We start from the raw sequence: 20,283 nt of genomic DNA, 5'->3' as shown, positions 1-20,283 counted from the left end.
GGCAAGTACGCTGACCGGCATGCTTGTCGCCGCCGCCGTGTGCCCCTGCCCGCCGCTCCTGGTGCCCGAGGTCGCCGCCGGGGCCGCACCCGAACTCGACCCCGCGCGCGCCGCGTGCCTGGATGCCGTGGGGGTGCTCGCTGCCTCCCGGCCCGACCTGCTCGTGGTGGTGGGTCCGGCGGACGCCCGGACCGCCGCCGCCTACCCGGCGGGCGGGCACGGCTCCTTCCGGGGCTTCGGCGTCGCCCTCGACGTCACCCTGGGCGCGCCGGACCCGGCCGCGCAGGGACCGGCGCTCGCGGACTCCCTCGCCGTCGGCGCGTGGCTGCTGGACCGGGCCCGGTGGGCCGGCGCACCGGTCGAGGGGCTCGCGGTGGACGGGCGCAACCCCGCCGCCGAGTGCGCCCGGGCCGGACAGGAGCTGGCCGCCCGCGCCGGCCGCGTCGCGCTCCTCGTGATGGGCGACGGGAGCGCCTGCCGCACCCTCAAGGCGCCCGGCTATCTCGACGAGCGGGCCGAGGCCTTCGACGCCCGGGCGACCGAGGCGCTGGCCTCCGCGGACCTCGCCGCACTGGACGCGCTGGACGAGACACTCGCGTACGAGCTCCAGGCGGCCGGCCGGGCCCCCTGGCAGCTGCTCAGCGGCGCCGCACGGGGCGCGGGCCTCGGCGGCCGGCTGCTGTACGAGGACGCGCCCTACGGGGTGGGCTACACCGTCGCCGCCTGGTCCTGACCCGCACAGCCCGACGGCGGCACCGGAGAGAACCGGTGCCGCCGTCGGGGACTGCCGCTGTCAGGTCAGGAGGCGGGCGGCGGAGGGGGCGGGGTGGTGCCGGGTGTCCCCGGGGTGCCCCCGTCCTTCTGGCCCAGCTTGTCCACGGCCTCCTTGGCCTTGCGCGTACCCGTGTCGATCTTGTCGCTGTACTTGCCCTTGGTCTTCTGGTCGACCGTGCGCGCCGCCTTGTCGAGGCCCTGCTCGATCTTGCCCCCGTGCTGCTGCGCGAGGTCGCCGACCTTTTCCTTGGCCGGTCCCAGCTTGGCCTTCAGGTTGTCCAGGAACCCCATTGGGTCACCTTCCGTGCAGTGAGGACGGTCTGCGGGAGCGTTCTCCCGCCCCCATTGTCCGTCACCTGTCCCTTCCTGCCGACTTTACTCGCCCTTTAGCGTTTCCCTGATGCCCTTCCACGCTTTCGGCGGTGTGCGGGAAGGCCCCGGATATTTGGGAGACTGTCCCGGTGAACCGTCCCGCTTCAGCCCCCCGTGTCATCACCGTCGTCGGCCCCACCGCGGCCGGAAAATCCGATCTGGGGGTCTTCCTCGCCCAGGAGCTCGGCGGCGAGGTGGTCAACGCCGACTCCATGCAGCTCTACCGGGGCATGGACATCGGTACGGCGAAGATGACGCCCGCCGAGCGCGCGGGCGTCCCGCACCACCTGCTGGACATCTGGGACGTCACCGAGGCCGCCAGCGTCGCCGAGTACCAGCGGCTGGCCCGGCTGGAGATCGACCGGCTGCTCGCCGAAGGCCGTACGCCGATCCTCGTGGGCGGCTCCGGGCTGTACGTGAAGGGCGCCATCGACGCCCTGGAGTTCCCCGGTACGGACCCCGAGGTGCGTGCCCGGCTCGAAGCGGAGCTGGCCGAGCGCGGCTCCGGCCTCCTGCACCAGCGGCTCGCCGCCGCGGACCCCGGCGCCGCCCGGTCCATCCTCCCGAGCAACGGCCGCCGTATCGTCCGCGCCCTCGAAGTCATCGAGATCACCGGCAAGCCCTTCACCGCCAACCTCCCCGGCGACGAGCCGGTCTACGACGCCGTGCAGATCGGCGTCGACGTCGAGCGCCCCGAACTGGACGAGCGCATCGCCCGGCGTGTCGACCGGATGTGGGAGGCCGGCCTCGTGGACGAGGTGCGCGCCCTGGAGGCGTCCGGACTCCGCGAAGGACTCACCGCCTCACGGGCGCTCGGCTATCAGCAGGTCCTCGCGGCGCTCGCGGGGGAGTGCACCGAGGAGGAGGCGCGAGCCGAGACCGTACGCGCCACCAAGCGCTTCGCGCGCCGGCAGGACTCCTGGTTCCGCCGCGACCCGCGCGTCCACTGGCTCGCCGGCGGACACCGTGACCGGGAAGAACTCCCGCACCGGACGCTGACGTTGGTCGAACGAGCGGTCACAGCCTGATCACGTGATGGCATCGGGACGCTCCGGCCGTCAATTCGGCACCCGCGCCCGTGCCATCATCGAGCATCGATCCACCAGCGGAGTCCGAGTAGGGAGGGCGCGTGGCGATGGAGGCCGGCCCTCGCGACACGGAGCAGCACGACGTACCGCCACCGCGGGAGATCCCGGGGCGGCTGAGTCCCGACGGGCCCGACGAGCAGGACGTGGCCCCCGAGGTCGAGGTCGAGCTGCGACCCACCCGCAAACTGCGGATCTGGCAGCTCGCGCCCATCGTCATGCTGGCCGCCGTCGGCTCCCTGATGTTCGCCTTCCCGCTCGCCTTCGAGTTCGGTGACGGCGGTGCCGTGGTCGCCATGCTGGGGCTCCTGATCAGCTGCTGCGCGGCCGGCTGGGCCATGATGGCGGCCCGCCGCGTCGGCCACACCTGGCCCGGCCTGCCGGCCAGGGGCTCGGGCGACCGCCCCGACTGGCGTGTGATCGCCCTGTACGTCGTCATGGGCACCGGACTGGTCGCGCTCGCCGTGTGGCGCGTGGCCCGCCTGCGCTGACGCCACCCGGGGGACGCCGCCCGGGGGACGTCCGGCGGGTCCGGCTTCGCGGAGTGTCGGTGGTGGCTCGTACAGTTGCCCTGTGAGCACTTCGCAGATCACCTTCCTCAAGGGTCACGGCACCGAGAACGACTTCGTGATCGTCCCCGACCCGGACAACGCCCTCGCGCTGCCCGCGTCCGTCGTCGCCCGGATCTGCGACCGCCGGGCCGGTATCGGCGGGGACGGCCTGCTGCACGTCGTCCGCTCCGCGGCCCACCCCGAGGCCCAGGACATGGCCGCCGAGGCCGAGTGGTTCATGGACTACCGCAACGCGGACGGCTCGATCGCCGAGATGTGCGGCAACGGGGTGCGCGTCTTCGCCCACTACCTCCAGCGCGAAGGCCTCGTCGAGCGGGGCGGCCTCGCCGTCGCCACCCGGGGCGGCGTCAAGCAGGTCCACCTCGCCAAGGACGGCGACATCACCGTCTCCATGGGGCGCGCCCTGCTGCCCGAGGCGAGCGCCACGGTCGCCGTCGGGGAGCGCAGCTGGCCCTCCCGCAACGTCAACATGGGCAACCCGCACGCCGTCGCCTTCGTCGACGACCTCGCCCACGCCGGCGACCTGCTCTCCGCCCCTCCGGTCACGCCCGCCGCGGTCTACCCCGACGGCGTCAACGTCGAGTTCGTCGTCGACCGGGGCCCCCGCCACGTCGCCATGCGCGTCCACGAGCGCGGCTCCGGCGAGACCCGCTCCTGCGGCACCGGCGCCTGCGCGGTGGCCGTCGCCACCGCCCGCCGGGACGGCAGGGACCCGGCGGTGACCGGGCTCCCCGCGACGTACCGGGTGGACCTCCCCGGCGGCACCCTGACCATCACCGAGCACCCGGACGGTTCGGTCGACATGACCGGCGCCGCCGTGATCGTCGCCGAGGGCACCATCGACCCGGCCTGGCTGGAAACGGTCGCCGGCTGACCGGCAAGCACGCTCCAGGGTCCCCTCCTCGAAACGGTGATCGGTCCGGGCTTCGCTCGAATGGGTGATCCGTTTCACGCTGGGCGAGAGGCGGACTGCGCCACGTGGTGGGGTCGATAGCATCAAGCACCGGCCCGGAGAAGCGACCGCCTCTCCCCACCGCCGGTCGACGCCGCCGGAGGTGCCCCATGAGTGCAGAGGCCGCCGATCCCGCCGCTGTGCCGCGCAGGCGGAGCCGGCCCCGGATCGATCTGCGCAGGCTGGGCCGGGTGGCGCTGCTCGGCCCCGTCCCCCGCGACCGGCTGCCCGACGCCATCGGCCATGTCGCCGAGGCGCACCGCGCCCACCATCCCGACGCCGACCTGACCATCCTCCACCGCGCCTACGTCCTCGCGGAGTCCTCGCACCGGGGCCAGATGCGCAAGAGCGGCGAGCCGTACATCACGCACCCGCTCGCCGTCACCCTGATCCTCGCCGAGCTCGGCGCCGAGACCACCACGCTGACCGCCTCCCTCCTCCACGACACCGTGGAGGACACCGAGGTGACCCTCGATCAGGTCCGGGAGCAGTTCGGCGAAGAGGTCTGCTATCTCGTCGACGGCGTCACCAAACTCGAAAAGGTCGACTACGGCGCCGCCGCCGAGCCCGAGACCTTCCGCAAGATGCTCGTCGCCACCGGCAACGACGTCCGGGTCATGTCGATCAAGCTCGCGGACCGGCTGCACAACATGCGCACCCTCACCGTGATGCGCCCCGAGAAGCAGGCCCGGATCGCCAAGGTCACCCGCGACGTCCTCATCCCGCTGGCCGAACGGCTCGGCGTCCAGGCGCTCAAGACCGAGCTGGAGGACCTGGTCTTCGCGATCCTGAACCCCGAGGAGTACGAGGACACCCGCGCCCTCATCGCCGGGGTGACCGGCGGGAGCGACCCCCTGGCCCCCATCGCCGACTGTGTCCGGGCGACGCTCCGGGAAGCGGGCATCAGCGCCGAAGTCCTCATCAGGCCGCGCCACTTCGTCTCCGTGCACCGGGTCCGCAGGAAACGCGGCGAGCTGCGCCCCACCGACTTCGGCCGGCTGCTCGTCCTGGTCGGCGAGGACGCCGACTGCTACGCGGTCCTCGGTGAGCTGCACACCTGCTTCACCCCGGTGATCTCCGAGTTCAAGGACTTCATCGCCGCCCCCAAGTTCAACCTGTACCAGTCGCTGCACACCGCCGTCGTCGGCCCCGAGGGCGCCGTCGCCGAAGTCCTCATCCGTACGCACCGGATGCACAAGGTCGCCGAGGCGGGCGTCGTCGCCCTGGGCAACCCGTACGCCCCCGACCCCACCGCAGCCCAGCAGGCCGAACCGTCCGACGAGCGCGCCGACCCGACCCGGCCCGGCTGGCTCTCCCGGCTGCTGGACTGGCAGGAGTCCGCCACCGACCCCGACACCTTCTGGACCACCCTGCGCGCCGACCTCGCCCAGGACCGCGAGATCACCGTGTTCGGCACCGACGGCAGGACCCTCGGCCTGCCCGCCGGGGCCAGCTGCGTCGACGCCGCGTACGCCCAGCACGGGGAGCGGGCGCACACCTGCATCGGAGCCCGGGTCAACGGCCGCCTCGCCACCCTCTCCACCGTCCTCAGCGACGGCGACACCGTGCAGCTGCTGCTCGCCCAGGACACCGCCTCCGGCCCGTCACCCGAGTGGCTGGACCACGCCCGCACCCCCGCCGCCCGCATCGCGATCACCGGCTGGCTCTCCGCCCACCCCGACGCCCCGGGCCCCGAGGCCGAGGGCCCCGCTGAACCGGCGGCCGACGGCCCGCAGCCCACCGCACCCGCCCGCACCCGGTCCGGCGGACGCGCCGCCAATGTCGTCGTCGACGGCCCGGACAGCCCCACCCGCCTGGCCGGCTGCTGTACGCCGGTGCCCCCGGACGAGGTGGTCGGCATCGTGGTCCGGGGCGGCGCCGTCACCGTGCACCGCCAGGAGTGTCCCGCCGTCGCCCGGATGCGGGAGATCGGCCGCGCCCCCGTCGCGGCCCGCTGGCGCGACGAGGACGGCGGACGCGACACCGCCGCCTGCCGCGTCACGCTCGTCGCCGAGTCCTTCGGGCGCCCCCGGCTCCTCGCCGACCTCACCGAGGCGATCGCCACGGCCGACGCGGCCATCGTCTCCGCCACCGTGGAGCCCCCCAGCGAACAGCGCGTCCGGCACACCTACACCCTCCAGCTCCCCGACGCCGCCGGACTGCCCGCCCTGATGCGGGCCATGCGCGATGTCGCCGGGGTCTACGACGTCAGCCGCGCCCAGCACCCGGCCGCCACCGGCTGAGGGCCGCCCCGGGGAGAGCGCCCCGTTCGGGTGGTGCGGCGCGCGGCACCACCCGGAGAGCGCCCGGCGCTGATAGCCGTAGTCCATGCCGCACCTCTCCCGCCGCCTGCGGGCCGCCCTCCTGGCCACCGCGTCGCTCACCCTCGTCGCCGCCGCCCTGCCCGACCCCGAGCCGCTCGGCATCGGTGACCGGCTCTTCCCCGAGCTGGGCAACCCCGGCTACGACGTCCTCTCGTACGACATCGCCTTCACGTACCAGGGCAGCAACACCAAGCCCCTGGACGCCGTCACCAAGATCAGGGCCCGTACCACCGCACCGCTGGAGCGGATCAACCTCGACTTCGCCCGGGGCACCGTGCAGGGCGTCGAGGTCGACGGGCAGGCCGCCGACTTCGGCAGCAAGAACGAGGACCTGGTGATCCGGGCCCCCCGCCGCCTCCCCGCAGGCACCCCCCTGAACATCACCGTCCGGCACACCAGCGACCCGTCCGGGACCTCGGGCAACGGCGGCTGGATCCGTACCGCCGACGGCCTCGCCATGGCCAACCAGGCCGACGCCGCCCACCGCGTCTTCCCCAGCAACGACCACCCCTCGGACAAGGCGCACTTCACCTTCCGCATCACCGCGCCCAAGGACCTCACAGCCGTCGCGGCCGGGCTGCCCGCAGGCCACACCCGTAACGGCGCCACCACCACCTGGACCTACCGCACCCAGCACCCCATGGCCACCGAGCTCGCCCAGGTCTCCATCGGCCGCTCCCACGTCCACCACCACACCGGACCGCACGGCCTGCCGCTGCGCGACGTCGTCCCCGCCGCCGACCGCGAGAAGCTGGAACCCTGGCTGAAGAAGACCCCCGCCCAGCTGGAATGGATGGAGCGGCGCGTCGGCCGCTACCCCTTCGAGACGTACGGAGTCCTCGTCGCCGACAGCCGCATCGGCTTCGCGCTGGAGACTCAGACCATCTCCCTCTTCGGCCGGTCCCTCTTCACCGAGCCCGCCTACCCCGAGTGGTACGTCGACTCCGTGATGGTCCACGAGCTGGCCCACCAGTGGTTCGGCAACAGCGTCTCGCCCGCCTCCTGGTCCGACCTCTGGCTCAACGAGGGCCACGCCAGCTGGTACGAGGCCATGTACGCGGAGGAGAACGGCGGAGGGACGCTGGAGCGGCGGATGCGCGAGGCGTACAAGCTCTCCGACGGCTGGCGGGCGGACGGCGGCCCCCCGGCGCGCCCGGACACCCCCGCCGAGGGCGAGAAGCTGAGCCTCTTCCGCCCGGTCGTCTACGACGGCAGCGCCCTGGTCCTCTACGCCCTGCGCCAGGAGATCGGTGCGGCCGCCTTCGACCGGCTGCAGCGGGCCTGGGTCCGCATCCACCGGGACGGTACGGCGACCACCGCGGACTTCACCCGGCTGGCGTCCGGCATCGCGGGACGGGACCTGACCGCCTTCTTCGAGGAGTGGCTGTACGGGACGAAGACCCCGGCGATGCCCGGCCACCCCGACTGGCGTGCGGCCGAGACCGCTGCCACCCCCTGAGGGCGGGGGGAAAACCCCGGTGACGGGCCCGGTGGGGCCGTGCCACTATCGATACGTCTTCACGGCGGACCGCACCGGACTCCCGGCGGGAATGATCGGGAATCATCCGGACAGGTCACACGTTGTGACTGACGTAAAGACCTCTATCGACGTAAGGATCCAATGACCTCCTCTTCTTCCCTTCCCCAGGACGCGCAGGACGCGCAGAGCGCCACGGAGAACATCCCCGAGAGCCTCACCGAGAGCCTTCGGGCCGACGCCCTGATGGAAGAGGACGTCGCCTGGAGCCAGGAGATCGACGGAGCGCGCGACGGCGACCAGCTGGACCGCTCCGAGCGTGCCGCCCTGCGGCGTGTCGCCGGTCTCTCCACGGAGCTCGAGGACGTCACCGAGGTCGAGTACCGACAGCTGCGCCTGGAGCGCGTCGTGCTGGTCGGTGTCTGGACCTCGGGGACGGTGCGTGACGCGGAGATCTCCCTCGCGGAGCTCGCCGCCCTCGCCGAGACGGCGGGCGCACAGGTCCTGGACGCGGTGTACCAGCGGCGCGACAAGCCCGACCCGGCGACCTACATCGGTTCCGGCAAGGCGCTGGAGCTGCGGGACATCGTCCTCGAATCCGGCGCGGACACCGTCATCTGCGACGGTGAGCTCAGCCCGGGCCAGCTGATCCACCTGGAAGACGTCGTCAAGGTGAAGGTGGTCGACCGGACCGCCCTCATCCTCGACATCTTCGCCCAGCACGCCAAGTCCCGTGAGGGCAAGGCGCAGGTCTCGCTGGCGCAGATGCAGTACATGCTGCCGCGCCTGCGCGGCTGGGGCCAGTCGCTCTCCCGGCAGATGGGCGGCGCCGGTTCCGGCGGCGGTGGCGGCATGGCCACCCGTGGTCCCGGTGAGACCAAGATCGAGACGGACCGGCGGCGGATCCGCGAGAAGATGGCGAAGATGCGCCGGGAGATCGCGGAGATGAAGACCGGCCGCGAGATCAAGCGCCAGGAGCGCAAGCGCAACAAGGTGCCCTCCGTCGCCATCGCCGGATACACCAACGCCGGAAAGTCCTCGCTGCTCAACCGCCTCACCGGAGCCGGTGTCCTGGTGGAGAACGCCCTGTTCGCCACCCTGGACCCGACCGTGCGCCGGGCCGAGACACCGAGCGGCCGGATCTACACCCTCGCCGACACCGTCGGGTTCGTACGGCACCTGCCGCACCACCTCGTCGAGGCGTTCCGCTCCACCATGGAGGAGGTCGGCGAGTCCGATCTCATCCTGCACGTGGTGGACGGCTCGCACCCGGTGCCCGAGGAGCAGCTGGCCGCGGTGCGCGAGGTCATCCGGGACGTCGGCGCGGTGAACGTGCGCGAGATCGTCGTGATCAACAAGGCGGACGCGGCGGACCCGCTGGTCCTCCAGCGGCTGCTGCGCAACGAGAAGTACGCGATCGCCGTCTCGGCCCGGACCGGCGCCGGGATCGACGAGCTGCTCGCGCTCATCGACGCCGAGCTGCCGCGCCCGTCCGTCGAGATCGAGGTGCTCGTGCCGTACATCCAGGGGGCGCTGGTCTCCCGCGTGCACGCCGAGGGTGAGGTCCTCTCCGAGGAGCACACCGCCGAGGGCACCCTGCTCAAGGCCCAGGTCCACGAGGAACTGGCGGCGGAGCTGGGGACGTTCGTCCCCGCCGCGCACTGATCACCGCACGGCGCAGGCCGTGACGCAGACGCCCGACCGGGACTCCCGGCCGGGCGTCAGCCGTTTCCGGGGTTCTCATGCCCTGCCGCGGCGGACTGCTCGTACCCCGGGGGCACGAAGCAGGCGGTCACGGTCTTGCCCTCCCGCTGGGGATGGTGCTGCCAGCTGTCGGCCAGCGCGTCCACGATGGCCATACCGCGGCCGCCGAGCGCGTCCGGCTCCGCGTCGCGCGGTGTGGGCGGCTGCGGACTGGAGTCGTGGACGCTGACGTGCAGGCACGTGCTGTCCCACGTCAGGACGAGCTGGGCGTCACTGTGCGCGTGCTTGTGCGCGTTGGTGATGAGCTCGGAGACGGCGATGAGCACCGAGTCCACGGTGTCGGGGTCGTTCTTGGCCCACTCCAGGCTCTGTAGGTGCTCGCGCGCCCAGTGGCGCCCCGCTCGCACTCCCTCGGAGATGGGGAAGGACTGTGCCCAGCCCACCGCCCTCAATGTGGAATCGGTCATCGCCGTGCCTCTCGGTTCGTGGCCGTACGGGGGTCCGGCGCTCGGTTCTCCTCCGTGTACCCGCCGGAACGCAGAACACCGTCCCGCCCGAGCCGCGGCCCGTCCGGGACGTGGCGGTGATTGGAGGGCCGGGCACCGGGCACACGACGGCAGCACCCATCCCACAAGGAGGAAATCATGATGATCGTCGGAATAGTCGCTGTCTGTGTCGTCCTGGCCGTACTGGCCTTCCTGGTCCCCAGGTTCTCGCGTCATCCGGAGCGCGGCACCCAGCGCACGCTCGGCCTGGGCTCCCGCGCGGGCAGCAAGGCGCCGGGGCCGCTGGGACGGCTCTTCAGCAAGCCGTTCCGCAGCAGCTCCAAGGCGGTCGGCCGCAGCGGCTCGGCCGGTCGGCGTGCCCGTGGCCACATGCCGTTCTGACGGCGTGCGCCCGTATGCCCTCACGCCGGTGGCCGTGCCCGTCGGGCACCATGACCGGATGGAAGCCGATCAGCCGGAGCGGACCCCCGACGGCCGGTACATCGTGGTGAAGGGCCGCCGTTGGCGGGCCACCGATCCGGAGATCCCCGAAGACGTCGCCGCCGGTCTGCGCCGTCACCTCATGGCGGCCCGGCGAGGGGTGGCCGCCTCGCACCGGAACCAGGACCCGTCGGCCGAGAAGCTGGCCCGGAGCCGGGTGCACACGGCCAAGGTGGCCCTCGGCGAACGCGGCACCCCCTGGTGGGAGCAGTCCCTCGCCGAGCGGCGCCGCCGCTGGGAGGCCGGGGCCGCGGAACTCGACGCCGCCGGGGAGCCCGGACGGCGAACCGCCCGGCCGGCCGACGGATGAGTCGGCCGCCCGGGCGGGTAAGAGCCTTGCCGGACCTCGTACGACGTCCTACTGGCCCGCGTACTTCTCACTGACCGCGCGGTAGACGCCCTCGGCCTCCTTGCCGAGCCGGGGACCGGCCAGCCAGCCCGCCGAGACCGGGCCGATCGAGGTGTTCGACACCAGGGCGGGCTGCCCGTCCGAGCCGGTCGCGACCCAGCCACCACCGGAGGAGCCACCGGTCATCGTGCAGCCGATGCGGTACATCGTCGGCTCGTTCTGGCGGACCGAGAGGCGGCCCGGCTTGTCCTTGCACTGGAGGAGCTTCTGACCGTCGTACGGCGGCGCGGCCGGGTAGCCGGTGGCCGTCATGTCCGCGATCTGCGGTACGGCGGGGGCGTCGAAGTCGACCGCCAGCGCCGAACCGACCGTCTCCTCCAGCGACTTGCCCGTCGACCCCTTCTCCGGCGTCACATGCAGCACCGCGAAGTCGTACGGGGCGCCCTGCCCGCCGGTCGCCGCACCCTGGGCGATCCACTGCTCGGAGGTCTGGGCCCACTTGCCCCACCACAGGCCGTAGGGCGCGACCTTCTCCTTGGGGGCGGTCTCCAGCTCCGCCGCGGAGAGGTTGTCGTTGTTGTACGACGGGACGAAGGCGATGTTGCGGTACCAGCCGCCCGCCTTGCCGGCGTGCACACAGTGCCCGGCGGTCCACACCATGTTGGACTTGCCCGGGTTCGCCGGGTCCTTCACCACGGTCGCGGAGCAGACCATCGGGCCCTTGGGGCCGTCGAAGAGGAGCTTCCCGGCCTCCGGCGCGTTGTCGTGGTACGGCGTCGCCACATCGGCCGCCTGGACGGGGGCGGGCGTCGGGTCCGTCACGCCGTCGTCACCGGAGATGTCGTTGTCGACCGGGTTCTCCGGGGGCTTGTCGGCCTCCCGCATCCGGTCCGGGTCCCAGAGGTCCTCGATGATCGGGTTGACGAAGTCCTGGGCCTCGCGCAGCCACTGGTCCTTGTCCCAGTTCTTCCACTCGCCGTCCCGCCACTTGTCCGGGTCGATCCCGTGCTCCTTGAGCCGGTCCTTGAGATCGTCCGGAATCGTGATCTTGCCGTCGGCCCGGTCGGCCGAGGCGCTGGGCGTCGTACCGCCCGCGTTGTCCTCCTCCGGACCGCAGGCGGTGGCGGTGAGCGCCAGGACGGCGACGGCCGCCGTCGCGGCGAGCACTCCGGAAGGCATGCGCCGTACGCGCCTGCCGCGGCGTGCGGTGTCGGTCGGGCGAATGGGTCGCATCTGGTGATCCCCCTGGGACTTCGTCACTCGGTACTCCGTGCAGCTTTCGGACACTCCGGGGCGGCGGAACAACCTTTTCCGGCGCTCGGCGCGGCCCCCACTATGCCGGTGCCGTTGGGGACGGTTCGCGGCAGGTCCACGGTTCCGTTCCCGCAAGGACGTTCCGGTGTACCCGTGATCCCTTGCGGCCGGCGTCGTTGGTACGTACGGGGGACACCAGGACAGCGTTCACCCCCGCACTCCGTCCGCGCGCAAACGTACCGACGTGCAACGCAACTGTTACCGCAGGAGGATCAAGAGACGTGTCCGTGACCGAACCCGCTCCGGTGGCACCGCCTCCCGCGCCTCTCGTGCACGAGGGCATCCTCCGCCGCCAGTCGCTGCGCGAGTCGGCCGCCCGCACCTATGCGAGGTCCCTGCCGATCGTCCCGGTCAGGGCGCGCGGGCTCACCATCGAGGGTGCGGACGGACGCCGGTATCTGGACTGTCTGTCGGGCGCGGGGACTCTGGCGCTCGGCCACAACCACCCGGTGGTGCTCGAAGCCATCCGGAAGGTCATCGACTCCGGCGCCCCCCTGCACGTGCTCGACCTCGCCACCCCGGTCAAGGACGCCTTCACCACCGAGCTGTTCGCCACCCTGCCGCGCGAGTTCGCCGACAACGCCCGCATCCAGTTCTGCGGCCCCGCCGGTACGGACGCCGTCGAGGCCGCGTTCAAGCTGGTCCGCGCCGCGACCGGCCGCGACGGCCTGCTGACCTTCACCGGCGCCTACCACGGCATGACGGCCGGGGCGCTGGAGGCCTCCGGCGGCGCCCGGGACGTGCGGGTGACCCGGCTGCCCTTCCCGCAGGACTACCGCTGCCCGTTCGGGATCGGCGGCGAGCGCGGGGCCGCCCTCGGCGCGCGGTGGACGGAGCACCTGCTGGACGACGAGAAGGGCGGCGTCCCGGCCCCGGCGGGGATGATCGTGGAGCCGGTCCAGGGCGAGGGCGGCGTCAACCCCGCCCCGGACGCCTGGCTGCGCAGGATGCGCGAGATCACCCGGGCCCGGGGTATCCCGCTGATCGCCGACGAGGTGCAGACCGGCGTCGGCAGGACCGGCGCCTTCTGGGCGGTCGAGCACAGCGGCATCGTCCCGGACGTCATGGTCCTCTCCAAGGCGATCGGCGGTTCCCTCCCGCTCGCGGTCATCGTCTACCGCTCTGAGCTGGACCTCTGGCAGCCGGGCGCCCACGCGGGTACGTTTCGTGGCAACCAGCTCGCCATGGCGGCGGGCGCGGCCACCCTCGCGTACGTCCGGGAGAACAGGCTGGCGGAGCGGGCGGCGGCCTTGGGCGCCCGAATGCTCGACAGCCTGCGGAAGTTGCGGGCGGACCATCCGGGGATCGGCGACGTACGGGGGCGCGGACTGATGATCGGCCTGGAGCTGGTGGACCCCGAGGCCGCGCCCCTGCCGGCCGAGGCCGACGACCACGCCCCGGCCCCGCCGCCGGACCCGGCCCTCGCCCGCGCCGTCCAGCAGCAGTGCCTGGACCGCGGCCTCATCGTCGAACTGGGCGGCCGGCACAGCGCCGTGGTCCGCCTCCTGCCCCCACTCACCCTCACCGACGAGCAGGCGAGCGCCGTCGTCGACCGTCTGGCCGACGCGCTGGCAGCCGCAGAGCGTCTCCCGCACCGCAGGGCCGCGGCCGGGCCGACCACCTGATCCCCGGAACCACCACAAGGAAGACCGCCGTGAACCCCACCCCCGCCTCCGAGGCCGACGGCCCCGGAACCCCCCAGCACCGAGGGCAGGACGGACCGGCCGCCCCCGGCACGGTCGAGGCGACGACCGTGCCCCGTCAGAAAGCGGCACACGAAGGCGGCTTGGACGCCTCGTACGACGAAGTCATCGGCGAGCACGACCCGTTGGACCACCCGGACCCGCTGCGGGCCGCCGACGCCGCCGGCACCGAGAGCCTCCTGCGGTGCTGGACCCGGGAGAACGACCTGCCCCGCCCCGAAGACGACACCCTGCGCATCGCCTTCCCCGCCACCGGCACCGCCCTGCTCGTCCCCGTGCACTACTGGTCCGCCACCGGCGCCCACCGCTTCGGCGCCCCGGTCCTGGAAGGCGCCCCCGAGAAGGCCCCGGCCGCCGACGCCGTCACCGTCGCCGTCCTCATCGGCCGGGAAGCCGACCGCAACGGCTCCGCCGACCTGGTCGCCCGGGTCGCCGACTCCGTACGCCACACCGCCGGCTTCGTCGAACAGCGCCGCCGCCGCCCCGCCGACCCGGCCGGTGCCGACCTCTTCCTCACCGCCGAGCAGTCCCTCATCCTCGGCCACCCGCTCCACCCCACCCCCAAGAGCCGCGAAGGGCTCTCCGAGGCGGAGTCCCGGCGCTACTCGCCCGAGCTCCACGGCTCCTTCCCGCTCCACTGGTTCGCCGTGGACCGCACCCTCACCGCCACCGACTCCGCCTGGAGCGACGGCGGCCCGGCCTCCGCCGAGGAACTCCTCGCCCCGCACCGCGACGGGCTGCGCCTGCCGCCCGGCACCGTCGCCCTCCCGCTCCACCCCTGGCAGGCCGCCGACCTGCTGAGCCGCCCGCAGGTCGCCGCCCTCCAGGAGACCGGCCTGCTGCACGACCTCGGCCCGTACGGCGAGCACTGGCACCCCACCTCGTCCATCCGCACCGTCCACCGCCCCGGCGCCCGGGTGATGCTCAAGCTCTCCCTCGGCGTACGCATCACCAACTCCCGCCGCGAGAACCTCCGCAAGGAGCTGCACCGGGGCGTCGAGGTCCACCGACTCCTGAACACCGGCCTCGCCGACAGCTGGCAGCGGGTCCACCCCGGTTTCGACATCGTCCGCGACCCCGCCTGGCTCGCCGTCGACGACCCCGAGGGCACCCCCGTCACCGGCCTCGACGTGATGCTCCGGCAGAACCCCTTCGGCCCGGGCGACGACGCCGTATGCATCGCCGGGCTCACCGCACAGCGGCCCCGGCCCGGGCAGCCCCTGATGCGCTCCCGGCTCGCGGAGGCCGTCGCCGCCCTGGCCGCCCGGACCGGGCGCCCGGTCACCGACGTCTCGGCCGAGTGGTTCCGGCGCTATCTGGACCGTGTCGTACGCCCCGTCCTCTGGCTCGACGCCCACGCCGGCGTCGCCCTGGAGGCCCACCAGCAGAACACCCTGGTCCTGCTCGACCCGGACGGATGGCCGGTCGGCGGACGCTACCGCGACAACCAGGGCTACTACTTCCGCGACTCCCGCCGCGACGAGCTGGAGCGGCGGCTCCCGGGCATCTCCACCGTCAGCGACACCTTCGTCTCCGACCCGGTCACCGACGAGCGGTTCGCCTACTACCTGGGCATCAACAACGTCCTCGGCCTCATCGGCGCGTTCGGCGCGCAGCGCCTCGCCGACGAACAGGCCCTCCTCACCGTCCTCCGCCAATTCCTCACCGAGAACGCGGAACTGGGCTCGCCCCTGCCCGCGTATCTTCTCCAGAACCGCCAACTGCGCTGCAAGGCCAACCTGCTGACCCGGCTGCACGGCCTGGACGAGCTGGTCGGCCCGGTCGACACCCAGTCCGTCTACGTCACCATCGCCAACCCGCTGCACGCCTGAGGGGCCCCGGCCCCCGGTCCGGAGACCTGAGGGGCCCGGCCCCCGGTCCAGAGAGGAGAGTGTCACCGTGCCTCCCGCCGACGCGCCCGCCGAACCCGACGCGGCGCCCGAGGAACCGGGCTCCGGGCCAGGCGACCGGGAAACCCCCGCCGCGCCCGCCGGCACGGAAGACACTCTCGACCTGAAACTCACCGAGGAACTTTTCGCCCTCATCGCGGAGGACCGGAACAAGGCAGCTCGTCGGCGCGACCCCGCCGGCGAGCTGCTCGGGGACCCGGCCACCTGGCCTGGCGCGACCACCGAGGCCGGGGTCTTCCACCTGGTCCCGGTGGTCCTGGAGCGCGATCTCGCCGTCCTCAGCCGCTGGATGAACGACCCCGCCGTCGCCGCCTTCTGGGAGCTCGCCGGGCCCGCATCCGTCACCGCCGACCACCTCCGGCCGCAGCTCGAAGGGGACGGCCGCTCCCTCCCCTGCCTCGGCGTCCTCGACGGAACACCCATGAGCTACTGGGAGATCTACCGCGCCGACCTGGACCCGCTGGCCCGCCACTACCCCGCCCGCCTCCACGACACCGGCATCCACCTCCTCATCGGGGGCGTGGGCAACCGGGGGAGGGGCGTGGGCACGACGCTGCTGCGCGCCGTCGCCGATCTCGTGCTGGACAACCTTCCGCGCTGCGGCCGGGTCGTCGCCGAGCCGGACCTGCGCAACACCCCGTCCGTATCGGCATTCCTGAGCGCCGGGTTCCGCTTCTCCGCGGAAGTGGACCTCCCCGACAAACGTGCCGCCCTCATGATCCGCGACCGAACGTACCGTGATCACCTGTGAACATCGCGCCGCACCGTACACACCGCTCGAACCCCATCGGTCCCACCCGGAGGAGTCCCCGTGCCGACATATCCCGCGAGCCCTGATTCCGTCGAGCCCCACCCGCTCCTCAGCCCCCCGGAGCTGAACCGGCAGGTCTGGGACCGGGCCGCAGCGCGGCTGCTCGCCAAGATGCTCGGCGAGTTCGCGTACGAGGAGATCATCGAGCCCGAACGCCGGCCCGGCGACAGCCACCTGCACTCGCTGTCGCTCGACGACGGTACGGAGCTCCGCTTCTCGGCCCACCGCGGCGTCTACGGGAGCTGGCGCGTCGACCCCGACTCCATCGAGACGGCCCATCCGCCCGCAAGCCCCCTCTCCAACGGCGCTTCCTCCAGCCACGCCGCCGCCAACGGCACGTCGGACGGCACGGCCCGCCCGTTCCGCGACCCGCTGCGGTTCCTCGCCCGCGCCCGCGGCCTCCTCGGCCTCGACGGTGCCACCCTCGGCCACCTCATCCGGGAGCTGACCCTCACGCTCTCCGCCGACGCCCGGCTCGACCACACCGCCCTCACCGCGCGCGAGCTCGCCGACGTCGGCTACGCCGAGCTCGAAGGCCACCAGACCGGCCACCCCTGGCTGGTCGCGAGCAAGGGACGGCTCGGCTTCTCCGCCGCCGACGCGGCCCGCTTCACCCCTGAGACCCGCAGCCCCCTCCGGCTGCCGTGGATCGCCGTGAGCACCCGCATCGCGCAGTACCGGGGCGTCGGCCGCCTCACCACCCCCGAGCACCTCTACGCCCAGGAGCTCGACCCCTCCGTACGCGCCTCGTTCGCCGCCGAGCTGCGCGGTCGCGGACTCGACCCGGAGAGCTACCTCTTCCTCCCCGTACACCCCTGGCAGTGGGACGAATGGATCGTGCCGCTCTTCGCCCCCGCCATCGCCGACGGCGACATCGTGGCGCTCCACACCGACGGCGACGCCCGCCTCGCCCAGCAGTCCGTCCGTACGTTCGCCAACGTGTCCCGCTCCGACCGGCACACGGTGAAGCTGCCGCTCTCCATCCTCAACACCCTGGTCTGGCGCGGTCTGCCCACCGAGCGGACCCTCGCCGCCCCCGCCGTCACCGCCTGGGTCCAGGGCCTGTGCGAGGCCGATCCGTTCCTGCGCGACACCTGTCGGGTCATCCTCCTCGGCGAGGTCGCCTCCGTCGCTGTGGAACACCCGCTCTACGACCACCTCCCCGAAGCCCCGTACCAGTACAAGGAAATCCTCGGCGCGATCTGGCGGGAGCCCCTGCCGCCCCGCCTCGCACCGGGCGAACGCGCCCGCACGCTCGCCTCCCTCCTCCATACGGATCCGGCGGGCCGCGCGTTCACCGCCGAACTCGTCGAGCGCTCCGGGCTCGCCCCGGAGGCCTGGCTCACCCGCCTCTTCGCCGCCCTGCTGCCGCCCCTGCTGCACTTCCTCTACCGCTACGGCACGGTGTTCTCCCCGCACGGCGAGAACGCCATCGTCGTCTTCGACGAGAACGACGTGCCCGTACGCCTCGCGATCAAGGACTTCGTCGACGACGTCAACGTCAGCGCCCACCCGCTGCCGGAGCACGACACCATGCCCGAGGAGGTCCGCACGGTCCTCCTCACCGAGGCGCCGTCCTTCCTCACCCAGTTCATCCACTCCGGCCTCTTCGTCGGCGTCTTCCGCTATCTCTCCCCGCTCTGCGAGGAGCAGCTGGGGGTGAGCGAGGACGCGTTCTGGTCACTCGTCCGGGCGGAGATCGTCCGCCACCACGCCCGCTTCCCCGAGCTCAAGGAGCGGTTCGAGCTGTTCGACATGCTCACCCCCGAGATCGAACGGCTCTGTCTCAACCGCAACCGGCTGCACGTGGACGGCTACCGCGACCGCTCCAGCCGCCCGCACGCGGCGATCCACGGCACGGTTCCCAATCCGCTGCACCCCTCCGCCCGGGTCCGGGAGTGACCGCCGTTGTCAGTGGCGCGCCGTAGGGTGGTCGGGCTATGACGAAGCCACTCCTCCCCGAGCTCCTGCACGCCGCCGTCACCGCCGTCGGCGGTACGGAGCGCCCCGGCCAGGCCGCCATGGCCGAGGCCGTCGCCGAGGCGGTCGACGACCAATCCCACCTGCTCGTCCAGGCCGGCACCGGCACGGGCAAGTCCCTCGGCTACCTGGTGCCCGCGCTGGCGCACGGGGAGCGGGTCGTCGTGGCCACGGCCACCCTCGCCCTCCAGCGCCAGCTGGTGGAGCGGGACCTTCCGCGCACGGTGGACGCCCTGCACCCGCTGCTGCGCCGGCGCCCGCAGTACGCGATGCTCAAGGGCCGGTCGAACTACCTCTGCCTGCACCGGCTCCACGAAGGGGTCCCGCAGGACGAGGAGGAGGGGCTGTTCGACCAGTTCGAGGCGGCGGCGCCCTCCAGCAAGCTGGGCCAGGACCTGCTGCGGCTGCGGGAGTGGTCGAGCGATACGGAGACCGGCGACCGGGACGACCTCACCCCCGGCGTCTCGGACCGGGCCTGGGCGCAGATCTCGGTCTCCTCGCGCGAGTGCCTCGGGGCGTCGAAGTGCGCGTACGGGGCGGAGTGCTTCGCGGAGGCGGCCCGCGAGCGCGCCAAGCTCGCCGATGTGGTCGTCACCAACCACGCGCTGCTCGCGATCGACGCCATCGAGGGCGCCCCGGTGCTGCCCTCGCACGAGGTGCTGATCGTGGACGAGGCGCACGAGCTGGTCTCCCGGGTCACCGGGGTCGCCACCGGCGAGCTGACCCCGGCCCAGGTCAACCGGGCGGTTCGCCGCGCGGCGAAGCTGGTCAACGAGAAGGCCGCCGACGCGCTCCAGAGTGCCGCCGAGGGGTTCGAGCGGGTGATGGAGCTGGCGCTCCCGGGGCGTCTTGAGGAGGTGCCCGAGGACCTGGGGTACGCGCTGATGGCGCTGCGGGACGCGGCTCGTACGGTGATCTCCGCGATCGGCGCCACCCGGGACAAGTCGGTCGAGGACGAGAACGCCGTCCGCAAGCAGGCCCTGGCCTCGGTCGAGTCGATCCACGGGGTCGCCGAGCGCATCACCCAGGGCTCGGAGTACGACGTCGTCTGGTACGAGCAGCACGACCGGTTCGGCGCCTCCGTGCGGGTGGCCCCGCTCTCCGTCTCCGGGCTGCTGCGCGAGAAGCTCTTCACCGAGCGCTCGGTGATCCTGACCTCGGCCACGCTGAAGCTCGGCGGGGACTTCAACGGGGTGGGCGCCTCCCTGGGGCTCGCCCCCGAGGGCACGGCGGGCGACGACATCCCGTCGTGGAAGGGGCTGGACGTCGGCTCCCCGTTCGACTACCCGAAGCAGGGCATCCTCTATGTCGCCCGCCATCTGAACACCCCGGGCCGCGAAGGCTCCCGTACGGACATGCTCGACGAGCTGGCGGAGCTGGTGGAGGCGGCGGGCGGCCGCACGCTGGGGCTGTTCTCCTCCATGCGGGGAGCCAAGGCGGCCGCCGAGGAGCTACGGGGCCGGCTGGACAAGCCGATCCTGCTCCAGGGCGAGGAGACCCTCGGCGAGCTGATCAAGAACTTCGCCGCCGACCCGGAGACCTGCCTCTTCGGCACCCTCTCGCTCTGGCAGGGCGTGGACGTGCCGGGGCCGAGCTGCCAGCTGGTGGTCATGGACCGGATCCCGTTCCCCCGCCCCGACGACCCGCTGATGAGCGCCCGCCAGAAGGCGGTCGAGGAGGCCGGCGGCAACGGGTTCATGGCGGTGGCCGCGACGCACTCCGCGCTGCTGATGGCCCAGGGCGCGGGCCGTCTCGTCCGGGCCACGGGCGACAAGGGCGTCGTAGCCGTGCTGGACCCGCGCCTCGCCAACGCGCGATACGGCAGCTATCTGCGCGCCTCCCTGCCGGACTTCTGGTACACCACGGACCGCAACCAGGCGCGCCGCTCACTCGCCGCGATCGACGCGCTCGCCAAGGCGGACGGCAAGTAGGTCACCACGACGAAGCCCCGGGACCGCCGTAAAGCGTCC

General features: G+C 72.8%; 17 protein-coding genes. 14 read left to right on the top strand and 3 right to left on the bottom strand.

All coding sequences use genetic code 11. The annotated features are described in order from the left end of the window. Positions 1 to 19 precede the first annotated feature (19 nt). Positions 20 to 733, top strand: a complete 714-nt coding sequence (locus tag R2B67_RS07435; RefSeq protein ID WP_317817023.1) for a class III extradiol dioxygenase subunit B-like domain-containing protein — start codon at positions 20 to 22, stop codon at positions 731 to 733. A gap of 65 nt (positions 734 to 798) precedes the next feature. On the opposite strand, the gene R2B67_RS07430 is transcribed toward R2B67_RS07435, so the two are convergent. Continuing rightward, the gene (locus tag R2B67_RS07430) at positions 799 to 1,065 is read right to left on the bottom strand and encodes an antitoxin (RefSeq protein WP_018516325.1); all 267 of its coding nucleotides are present in this window, start codon (positions 1,063 to 1,065) and stop codon (positions 799 to 801) included. Between the two features lie 170 nt (positions 1,066 to 1,235). Here R2B67_RS07430 and miaA point away from each other — a divergent pair, with 170 nt between their 5' ends. The 6 genes from miaA to hflX all read left to right on the top strand — a co-directional run bounded on the left by miaA (position 1,236) and on the right by hflX (position 9,221). After that, positions 1,236 to 2,174, top strand: a complete 939-nt coding sequence (gene miaA / locus R2B67_RS07425; protein ID WP_109979855.1) for a tRNA (adenosine(37)-N6)-dimethylallyltransferase MiaA — start codon at positions 1,236 to 1,238, stop codon at positions 2,172 to 2,174. Between the two features lie 107 nt (positions 2,175 to 2,281). Then, on the top strand, positions 2,282 to 2,722 hold the full coding sequence (locus R2B67_RS07420; protein ID WP_109979856.1) for a hypothetical protein: 441 nt from the start codon (positions 2,282 to 2,284) through the stop codon (positions 2,720 to 2,722). 82 nt (positions 2,723 to 2,804) lie between these two features. After that, positions 2,805 to 3,677, top strand: coding sequence for a diaminopimelate epimerase (gene dapF / locus R2B67_RS07415; protein ID WP_317817018.1), 873 nt, complete (start codon positions 2,805 to 2,807; stop codon positions 3,675 to 3,677). Positions 3,678 to 3,865: 188 nt separating this feature from the next. Continuing rightward, positions 3,866 to 5,998 carry a RelA/SpoT family protein gene (locus tag R2B67_RS07410; protein WP_317817016.1) on the top strand — a complete coding sequence of 711 codons (2,133 nt, stop codon included), beginning with the start codon at positions 3,866 to 3,868 and terminating at the stop codon, positions 5,996 to 5,998. Positions 5,999 to 6,083: 85 nt separating this feature from the next. After that, positions 6,084 to 7,538, top strand: coding sequence for a M1 family metallopeptidase (locus tag R2B67_RS07405; RefSeq protein WP_317817014.1), 1,455 nt, complete (start codon positions 6,084 to 6,086; stop codon positions 7,536 to 7,538). Positions 7,539 to 7,700: 162 nt separating this feature from the next. Continuing rightward, entirely contained in the window at positions 7,701 to 9,221 is a 1,521-nt protein-coding gene (gene hflX, locus R2B67_RS07400; RefSeq protein WP_317817013.1) for a GTPase HflX, read from the top strand. A gap of 56 nt (positions 9,222 to 9,277) precedes the next feature. On the opposite strand, the gene R2B67_RS07395 is transcribed toward hflX, so the two are convergent. Next, entirely contained in the window at positions 9,278 to 9,727 is a 450-nt protein-coding gene (locus R2B67_RS07395) for an ATP-binding protein (protein ID WP_317817012.1), read from the bottom strand. A gap of 177 nt (positions 9,728 to 9,904) precedes the next feature. Between R2B67_RS07395 and R2B67_RS07390 the strand changes: the two genes are divergently transcribed. After that, positions 9,905 to 10,147 (top strand): DUF6411 family protein, encoded by a 243-nt coding sequence (locus R2B67_RS07390; RefSeq protein WP_018516317.1) that lies wholly within the window; start codon positions 9,905 to 9,907, stop codon positions 10,145 to 10,147. 58 nt (positions 10,148 to 10,205) lie between these two features. Next, positions 10,206 to 10,556: a hypothetical protein gene (locus tag R2B67_RS07385; protein WP_317817009.1), complete on the top strand. Its 351-nt coding sequence runs from the start codon at positions 10,206 to 10,208 to the stop codon at positions 10,554 to 10,556. Between the two features lie 48 nt (positions 10,557 to 10,604). Here R2B67_RS07385 and R2B67_RS07380 read toward each other — a convergent pair whose 3' ends face one another. Continuing rightward, the gene (locus tag R2B67_RS07380; RefSeq protein WP_317817008.1) at positions 10,605 to 11,774 is read right to left on the bottom strand and encodes a trypsin-like serine peptidase; all 1,170 of its coding nucleotides are present in this window, start codon (positions 11,772 to 11,774) and stop codon (positions 10,605 to 10,607) included. Between the two features lie 356 nt (positions 11,775 to 12,130). Here R2B67_RS07380 and R2B67_RS07375 point away from each other — a divergent pair, with 356 nt between their 5' ends. The 5 genes from R2B67_RS07375 to R2B67_RS07355 all read left to right on the top strand — a co-directional run bounded on the left by R2B67_RS07375 (position 12,131) and on the right by R2B67_RS07355 (position 20,244). Next, positions 12,131 to 13,534: a diaminobutyrate--2-oxoglutarate transaminase family protein gene (locus R2B67_RS07375; protein WP_317817007.1), complete on the top strand. Its 1,404-nt coding sequence runs from the start codon at positions 12,131 to 12,133 to the stop codon at positions 13,532 to 13,534. Positions 13,535 to 13,563: 29 nt separating this feature from the next. Then, positions 13,564 to 15,444: an IucA/IucC family protein gene (locus R2B67_RS07370; protein WP_317817006.1), complete on the top strand. Its 1,881-nt coding sequence runs from the start codon at positions 13,564 to 13,566 to the stop codon at positions 15,442 to 15,444. Positions 15,445 to 15,511: 67 nt separating this feature from the next. After that, positions 15,512 to 16,273 (top strand): GNAT family N-acetyltransferase, encoded by a 762-nt coding sequence (locus R2B67_RS07365; protein ID WP_317817004.1) that lies wholly within the window; start codon positions 15,512 to 15,514, stop codon positions 16,271 to 16,273. Positions 16,274 to 16,333: 60 nt separating this feature from the next. Next, positions 16,334 to 18,235 carry an IucA/IucC family protein gene (locus R2B67_RS07360; protein WP_317817002.1) on the top strand — a complete coding sequence of 634 codons (1,902 nt, stop codon included), beginning with the start codon at positions 16,334 to 16,336 and terminating at the stop codon, positions 18,233 to 18,235. 38 nt (positions 18,236 to 18,273) lie between these two features. Further along, a complete protein-coding gene (locus R2B67_RS07355; RefSeq protein ID WP_018516310.1) occupies positions 18,274 to 20,244 on the top strand; it encodes an ATP-dependent DNA helicase in 1,971 nt (656 codons plus the stop codon). Positions 20,245 to 20,283 lie beyond the last annotated feature (39 nt).

This window comes from Streptomyces cyaneofuscatus, assembly GCF_033109485.1.
In the GTDB taxonomy this organism is placed as follows: domain Bacteria; phylum Actinomycetota; class Actinomycetes; order Streptomycetales; family Streptomycetaceae; genus Streptomyces; species Streptomyces cyaneofuscatus.
The sequence above is the reverse complement of the archived record's forward strand: the minus strand, read 5'-3'. Positions and strand labels throughout refer to the sequence as shown.